Source organism: Inquilinus sp., assembly GCF_057815775.1.
Map to the genome: position 1 here is coordinate 1 of NZ_JBYRFX010000400.1, position 7,061 is coordinate 7,061.

The 7,061-nt window shown below is 67.3% G+C and carries 7 protein-coding genes; 1 reads left to right on the top strand and 6 read right to left on the bottom strand.

Annotated elements, in window-relative coordinates:
• Window positions 1–206: 206 nt before the first annotated feature.
• From AC3XYG_RS14390 to AC3XYG_RS14415, 6 genes are all read right to left on the bottom strand, one after another.
• Window positions 207–1,358, bottom strand: a complete 1,152-nt coding sequence (locus AC3XYG_RS14390) for a Gfo/Idh/MocA family protein (RefSeq protein WP_489140526.1) — start codon at window positions 1,356–1,358, stop codon at window positions 207–209.
• A gap of 199 nt (window positions 1,359–1,557) precedes the next feature.
• Window positions 1,558–2,325 carry a sugar phosphate isomerase/epimerase family protein gene (locus AC3XYG_RS14395; protein WP_489140527.1) on the bottom strand — a complete coding sequence of 256 codons (768 nt, stop codon included), beginning with the start codon at window positions 2,323–2,325 and terminating at the stop codon, window positions 1,558–1,560.
• Window positions 2,326–2,384: 59 nt separating this feature from the next.
• Entirely contained in the window at window positions 2,385–3,470 is a 1,086-nt protein-coding gene (locus AC3XYG_RS14400) for an ABC transporter ATP-binding protein (protein WP_489140528.1), read from the bottom strand.
• A 4-nt stretch (window positions 3,471–3,474) separates the two neighbouring features.
• On the bottom strand, window positions 3,475–4,392 hold the full coding sequence (locus AC3XYG_RS14405; protein ID WP_489140529.1) for a carbohydrate ABC transporter permease: 918 nt from the start codon (window positions 4,390–4,392) through the stop codon (window positions 3,475–3,477).
• Window positions 4,389–5,264, bottom strand: coding sequence for a carbohydrate ABC transporter permease (locus tag AC3XYG_RS14410; RefSeq protein ID WP_489140530.1), 876 nt, complete (start codon window positions 5,262–5,264; stop codon window positions 4,389–4,391). The genes AC3XYG_RS14405 and AC3XYG_RS14410 overlap by 4 nt, the downstream gene beginning before the upstream one ends.
• 70 nt (window positions 5,265–5,334) lie before the next feature.
• Window positions 5,335–6,531, bottom strand: a complete 1,197-nt coding sequence (locus AC3XYG_RS14415) for an ABC transporter substrate-binding protein (protein ID WP_489140531.1) — start codon at window positions 6,529–6,531, stop codon at window positions 5,335–5,337.
• A gap of 257 nt (window positions 6,532–6,788) precedes the next feature.
• Here AC3XYG_RS14415 and AC3XYG_RS14420 point away from each other — a divergent pair.
• A partial coding sequence (locus AC3XYG_RS14420; RefSeq protein ID WP_489140532.1) for a LacI family DNA-binding transcriptional regulator occupies window positions 6,789–7,061 on the top strand: 273 nt, incomplete at its 3' end.

Below are 7,061 nucleotides of genomic sequence, written 5' to 3' on the forward strand. Positions count from 1 at the left end.
TTCAGCAGATCGTGGAACACGCTATTGTGATGCCGCACGGTGTTGCTCCGTTCGTGTCCAGGTGACGCGCCAACGTCCTGAACTCGAGCTGAATCAACACCGTGCGCCCTGTCCACCTTTTCTCAACCGGACACCCGTGGGTCAAGCCCGAGGATGACAGTGAAAGGGAGTGCGGGGACAAGGAATGAGCCCTTGCCCCCTTTCCCTTAAGCCGCCTTGCGCGCGGTCACGAACACCGACTCGTCGGCGCCCAGGGGCACCGGGTCCGGGCGTTGGCAGACGCTTTCGATCGTCACATGCCGGCCTTCGGTCGAGGACAGGGCGAACGCCTCCATCGCCTCCAGCGCATGCAGCGCCAGGTCGCCGGAGGCGCGGTGCGGCCGGCCCTCGCGGATCGCCATCGCCATGTCCAGCGCGCCGATGATGCGATAGTCGGCCACCGACCGGCCGTCCTTGGTCGGCCGGTTCGGCACACCGAAGGGATGGGCCGAGATGTCGACATCCTGCCAGTCGCCGCCCTGGGCGCTGACCTGCGGCGCGCCGCCGAAGAAGTTCGGATCGGGCACCAGCAGCGAGCCTTCGGTGCCGTAGATCTCGAACGGGATGCGCTTGTTCTTCCACACGTCCCAGGAGGCGGTGAGCGAAATGTTGGCGCCGCTTTCGAACTCCAGCACGCCGTTGACCGTGGTCGGCACCTCGACCTGGATGATCTGGCCGTTCAACGGCTCGCTGGTGACCTTGCGGGTCGGGTAGCCCTTGGTGGTGACGGCGGCGACGCGCTTCACCGGCCCGAGCAGGTTGATCAGCTGGGTGACGTAGTACGGCCCGACATCGAGCACCGGCCCGCCGCCCGGCTTGAAGAAGAATTCCGGGTTCGGGTGCCAGCTTTCCATGCCGCGCGAGATCACCGCCGCGGCGCCGCCGACGACCTGGCCGATGCGGCCTTCGTCGATCACCCGGCGGCAGGCCTGGTGGGCACCGCCCAGGAAGGTGTCGGGCGCGCAGCCGACGCGGACGCCGGCGGCCGCAGCCGCCCGGGTCAGCGCCCGGGCATCGGCCAGGGTCGCGGCCAACGGCTTCTCGAGATAGACATGCTTGCCGGCCGACACGATCTGCAGCCCGACCGCGGCTTGGGCCAGCGGCACGGTCAGGTTGATGATGATGTCGATCTCCGGGTCGGCCAGCAGTTCGTCCACCGACAGGGCGGTGACGCCGAACTGCTTCGCCTTGGCTTCGGCGGCCTCGCGCCGCAGGTCGGCGCAGGCCTTGACGCGCACCAGGGCCGAGCGGGCGGCGCCGTTGAAATAGGCGTCGCTGATGTTGCCGCAGCCGATGATGCCGAGAATGACGGGGGTCATGGGAAGGTCTCCGGGGGGTGGTGCTGTCGGTTCGGCCGGTGGCGCCTCCCTGCCTTCCTTCCCCTCCTGCTGTCATGCCCGGACTTGATCCGGGCATCCAGAAACTGTCGACAGCCTCTGGATTGCCGGGTCAAGCCCGGCAATGACAGGGAGGGAAGAAGACAAGCGGCAGCGCCGAGCCTCTCCAGCCGAAAGAGGGTCAGGCCGGCAGGTGCTTGAGGAAGTCGTAGCTCGCCTTGACGAAGGCGTCGGGGTGCTTCGGGTTGTCGTGCTCGACCACCATCCACTCCGCGCCCGCGTCCCGGCATTCGCGCCACAGCCGCGGCCAGTCCAGCGTGCCGGTGCCAACATCGGTCCAGCCATCCTCGTCGGTCTTCTGGCCGGCCGGGGCGATGTCCTTCACATGGGCGGAGATCACCCGGTCTTTCTGCTGCACCAGCCAGTCCGACGGGTTGGCCCCGCCGCGCGCCAGCCAGGCGACGTCGACCTGCCAGGCCAGCGGATGGCCGTTGGCGCCCTCGAAGAAATGCGCCAGCACCGGGCGGCCATCCTCCGCCGCCTCCAGCTCCCAATGATGGTTGTGGTAGCCGAGCTCGATGCCGCGGTCGGCCAGCCGGGCGGCGAATTCGCCCAGCTCCTGCCCCGCCTTGCGCCAATGCGCGCCGCCGCCCTTGCGCTCCTCGGTCGGCAGGGCCGGCATGAACAGCTGGGTCAGGCCGACCGTCTTGGCACCCTCGACCACCCAGTCCAGCCGCTCGCGCAGCGCCGGCAGGCCGATATGGCCGGAGGACGCGGTCAGGCCGCGGCTGTCCAGCTTGCGGCGGGTGCCGGCCGCATCGTCGAAATGCGACTGGATCGTCTCGACATGGCGGTAGCCGGCGGCGGCCACGGCGTCGAGCTGCTTGTCGAGGTCGCCATAGTTGCGGAGGCTGTAGAGCTGGATGGAGATCACATCCGGAGTGGACATCGCTTCCTCTTGGGTTGCAGCCGGCACTCAGAGCCGGCGTCTTTGGTCCGAGGCCGGCCTTAGAGCCGGCGTTCTGTCTGGGTGCTGAACACGGAGGCCTTGGACAGGTCGAGCGCCAGCCGGGCGCTGCCCGTCACGGCCCGGGCCCGCTGCGGCTGCAGGCGGACGGAAACGCGCTTGCCGGCCAGGTCGAACCAGGCCAGCGTGTCGGCGCCCATCGGTTCCATGAAGGCCAGCGGCGCCTCGACCACCACGCCAGGCGCGCCGTCCTCGGCCAGGCCGATATCCTCCGGCCGGACGCCGAGCACGATCTCGTCCCCCGCCGCGGGCGTGGCCAGGAAGGGATAATCGGCCAGCGGCAGGTCGTGGCCCTCGATCCGGGCGGTGATGCCGCTGCCGCCGACCAGGGTGGCGGGCAGGAAGTTCATCGCCGGCGACCCGACGAAGCCGGCCACGAACAGGGTCGCCGGCTTCTCGTACAGGGTCTGCGGGTCGGCATATTGCTCGACCTGGCCGCCCTTCATCACGGCGATCCGGGTGGCCAGCGTCATCGCCTCGATCTGGTCGTGGGTGACGTAGACGATGGTGGTGCCGAGCTCCTGGTGCAGGCGCTTGATCTCGACCCGCATCTCGGTGCGCAGCTTGGCGTCGAGGTTGGACAAGGGCTCGTCGAACAGGAACACCTTGGCGTCGCGCACCAGGGCCTGGCCGATCGCCACGCGCTGGCGCTGGCCGCCCGACAGCTGGCCCGGCTTGCGGTCCAGCAGTTCGCGGATCTGCAGCAGGTCGGCGGCCCAGGCGACGCGCTTCTCGACCTCCGCCTTCGGCATGCGGCTGACGCGCAGGCCGAAGGACAGGTTCCGGCGCACCGTCATGGTCGGGTACAGCGCATAGGACTGGAACACCATGGCCAGGCCGCGGGCGTTCGGCTCGGCATCGGTGACGTCGACGCCGCCGATCACCACCTCGCCGGAATCGACGTCGTCGAGGCCGGCGATGGCGTTGAGCAAAGTGGACTTGCCGCAGCCGGACGGGCCGAGCAGCACGGTAAAGGCGCCGGGATCGACCTCGATGTCGATCTCGCGCAGCACCTGCAGCGGGCCGAAGGACTTGTTCAGGCTGCGGATCGAGATGCCGGAGGACATGGGCCTATCCCTTCACGGCGCCCGAGGCGATGCCACGGACGAAGTACCGGCCGGAAACGAAGTACACGAGCAGCGGCGGGATTGCGGTCAGCATGGTCGCCGCCATGTTCACATTGTACTCGATCGTTCCGGTGGTGGTGTTGACGATGTTGTTGAGCTGGACCGTCATTGGCAGGTTGTCGCGGCCGGCGAAGATCAGCCCGAGCAGATAGTCGTTCCAGATGCCGGTGACCTGCAGGATGACGGCGACGATCAGGATGTTGACCGACATCGGCAGCATGATCTGGAAGAATATGCGGAAGAAGCCGGCGCCGTCGACCCGGGCCGCCTTGACCAGTTCTTCCGGAATGCCGGCATAGAAGTTGCGGAAGATCAGCGTCATGGTCGGCAGGCCGAAGATGACGTGGATCACCACGATGCCGGGCAGCGTGCCGTACAGGCCGAGATTGGAGAAGATCTTGACCAGCGGATACAGGATCACCTGATACGGGATGAAGGCGCCCAGCATCAGCATGGTCAGGATCAGGTCGGCGCGGCGGAAGCGCCACTGCGCCAGGGCGTAGCCGTTCAGCGCGCCGGCCAGCACCGACAGGATCACGCTGGGCACCAGGATGCGCACCGAATTCCAGAAGCCGACATGCAGCCCGTCGCAGAACAGGCCGGTGCAGGCCGACAGCCAGGCCTTGCCCCAGGCATCCAGGGTCGGCGCCATCGGCAGGGCGAAGATCGAGCCTTCGCGGATCTCGTCCATCGATTTCAGCGAGGTCGAGAACACGATCAGCAGCGGGATGGCGAAGAACAGCGCGGCCAGCACCAGGAAGGCATAGAGCCCGGCCCGGCTGCCGGAGAGCTTGCGCACCGGGCGGCGGATGGCGCGGGGCAGGCTCTGCGACCGCGTGGGGGCGACGACGGCGTCGGTCATCGGTTCCTCCGCGACAGCTCGATGTAGAGATAGGGCGACAGCGCCGCCAGCACCGCGACCAGCATGACCACGGCGCCGGCCGAGGCCAAGCCAATATTGGCGCGTTCGAAGGTCAGGTCAGTGACGAACTTGGCCGGCATGTCGGTGGCGTTGCCCGGGCCGCCCCGGGTCATGGCGACGACCAGGTCGTAGCTCTTGACCACCGCGATCGACAGCAGCACGACGCAGGTGACGATCAGGGGCCGCAGCATCGGCAGCACCACCGAGACATAGGTGCGCCAGCGCGGGATGCCGTCGATCCGGGTGGCGCGCCAGATCTCGCCGTCGATGCCGCGCAGCCCTGCCAGCATGATCGCCATGATCAGGCCGGAGGAATGCCAGATCGCGGCCAGCACGATGGTGTAGATGGCGCGGTCGCGGTCGACGATCCAGTCGAAGACGAAGCCGTCCCAACCCAGGCCGCGGACGAAAGCCTGCAGCCCCATGGTCGGGTTCAGGAACCATTGCCAGGCCAGGCCGGTGACGATGAAGGACATCGACAGCGGGTACAGGAAGATGGTGCGGAACACCCCCTCCCCCTTCACCTTCTGGTCGATCAGCACCGCCAGCAGCGTGCCCAGCACCAGGGCCGCGGCGATGAACAGCCCGCCGAACACGAACATGTTGCCGAAGGCGGTGTACCAGCGCGCGGTGTTGAACAGCCTGACGTACTGGAACAGCCCCTCGAAGCCGTAATTCGGCACCAGGCTGGACCGGGTGAAGGAGATGTAGATGGTCCACAGGATGGCGCCGTAGAAGCACACCGCCATGACCAGCACGGTCGGCGTGAGCACGGCCTTGGCCGTCAGGTGGCGGATGCGGAGCGCAGCCATGGTCTCTCCCTGAGGCCTGCCGGCGGGTGAGCCGCCGGCAGGTCCGGTTGAGGGGATCAGTCAGAGTTGGTCAGCTGTCGGCATTGGCCACGATGTCGGAGAACTGCTTGGCCGCGTCCTCCGGCTTCATGTCGGGGTTGGTCCAGAACTGGGTCAGCAGGTCCTGGATCTGGCCTTCGACGTCGTTGCTGAAGGCCAGCGCCGTGTTCGGCAGCTGGTTCTCGACCTTGGACATGACCTCCTGGCCTTCCTGGGCGCAGATATCGAGCGTGCCGACATCGGCGTCCATCCGGGCCGGCAGGGCGCCCTTGAACTTGTTGAACGCGACCTGGTTGGCCGGGTCCATCATCACCTCGGCCAGCATCCGCTGGGCCTTGGTCTTCTCCGGGTCGTCCAGCTTCGGGAAGGCGAAGACATCGACGGTCAGGACATAGGCGTCCTGGTTGCCCGGCGGCCGGGCGCAGCCGAATTCCTTGCCCGGGGTCAGCCCGGCGGCGGCGAATTCGCCCTTGGCCCAGTCGCCCATGATCTGCATCGCCGCCTTGTTGGTGGCGACCATGACCGTGGTGTCGTTCCATTTGCGGCCGGAGCTGCCCTGGTCGACATAGCCGCGCAGCCGGCCGAAGGTCTCGAACGCCTTCACCATCTCCGGCCCGCCCGCCGCCGTGGCGTCATGGTCGACATAGACCTTGCGGTAGGTTTCCTTGCCGCCGGCGCCGATCAGGACGGAGCGGAACAGCAGCGCCTCCTGCCACGGCTCGCCGCCGAGGCCGAGCGCGATGTAGCCCTTGGCCTTGATCTTGTCGGCGACGGTGAAGAACTCGTCCCAGGTCTTCGGCGGCTCGACCCCCGCATCCTGGAAGATCTTGGTCGAATACCACAGCCAGTTGTCGCCATGGATGTCGGTCGGCACGGCGTAGAAATGGCCGTCATAGCTGGCGTTCTTGACGATGATCGGCGGCAGGTTCTCCTGCCACTTGCCGGCCGCCGCGAGGTCGTCGAGATCGGAGAGCAGGCCTTCCTTGGCCAGGTTGGTCACGGCAACGCCGATGTTCCACTGGATCGCGCCCGGCGCGTCGCCGCCGGCGATCCGGTTCATCGCCGACAGCCGCGCCGCGGTGCCGCCGACCACGGCGCTGTCGATCCAGGTGCCGCCGCGCTTCTTATAGGCCTCGGCGAAGACGTTGATCGCCTTGGACTCGCCGCCGCTGGTCCACCAATGGATGACGTCGACCGTCTGCGCCGATGCCGCGCCAGACCCGATCAACCCCGGCCCCGCTATTGCACTGCAAAAAGCGGCAGACAACAGGAGTTTCTGGGAAAAACGCATAGGCTCCCTCCCTCGCTTTATTCGAGCTTTGGCTCATCGGACCCATCGCCGCCCATAGAGTGGGCAGCGAACACTTGTGCAGCAGCACAATCCGTATTTTGACCGGATCGTACAATCGATTACATTGAGCCGTCAACCGTCGAATCCGGGAGTGAATATTGCCCAACCCTGCGAAGGAGCGGAGCCGCGTCAAGATGGTCGACATCGCCCGGCTGGCCGGGGTTTCGGTGGCGACCGTGAGCCGGGCGCTGACCGGATCGCCGCTGGTGACGGCGGAGACCCGCGAGCGGGTGGAGGCGGCGGTGCGCCGCACCGGCTATGCCGTGAACCCGATGGCGCGCGGGCTGCGGCGGCAGGAGGCGCGGCAGATCCTGGTGCTGGTGCCCGATATCGGCAACCCGTTCTTCTCCGAAGTGCTGCTGGGGATCGAGGAGGCGGCGGCCGCGCTGGGCTTCAGCATGCTGGTC

Excerpts from the sequence above, each read along its gene's own strand:
- AC3XYG_RS14410 (WP_489140530.1), bottom strand. The coding sequence starts at position 5,264 with ATGGCTGCGCTCCGCATCCGCCACCTGACGGCCAAGGCCGTGCTCACG.
- AC3XYG_RS14405 (WP_489140529.1), bottom strand. The coding sequence starts at position 4,392 with ATGACCGACGCCGTCGTCGCCCCCACGCGGTCGCAGAGCCTGCCCCGC.
- AC3XYG_RS14400 (WP_489140528.1), bottom strand. The coding sequence starts at position 3,470 with ATGTCCTCCGGCATCTCGATCCGCAGCCTGAACAAGTCCTTCGGCCCG.
- AC3XYG_RS14395 (WP_489140527.1), bottom strand. The coding sequence starts at position 2,325 with ATGTCCACTCCGGATGTGATCTCCATCCAGCTCTACAGCCTCCGCAAC.
- AC3XYG_RS14390 (WP_489140526.1), bottom strand. The coding sequence starts at position 1,358 with ATGACCCCCGTCATTCTCGGCATCATCGGCTGCGGCAACATCAGCGAC.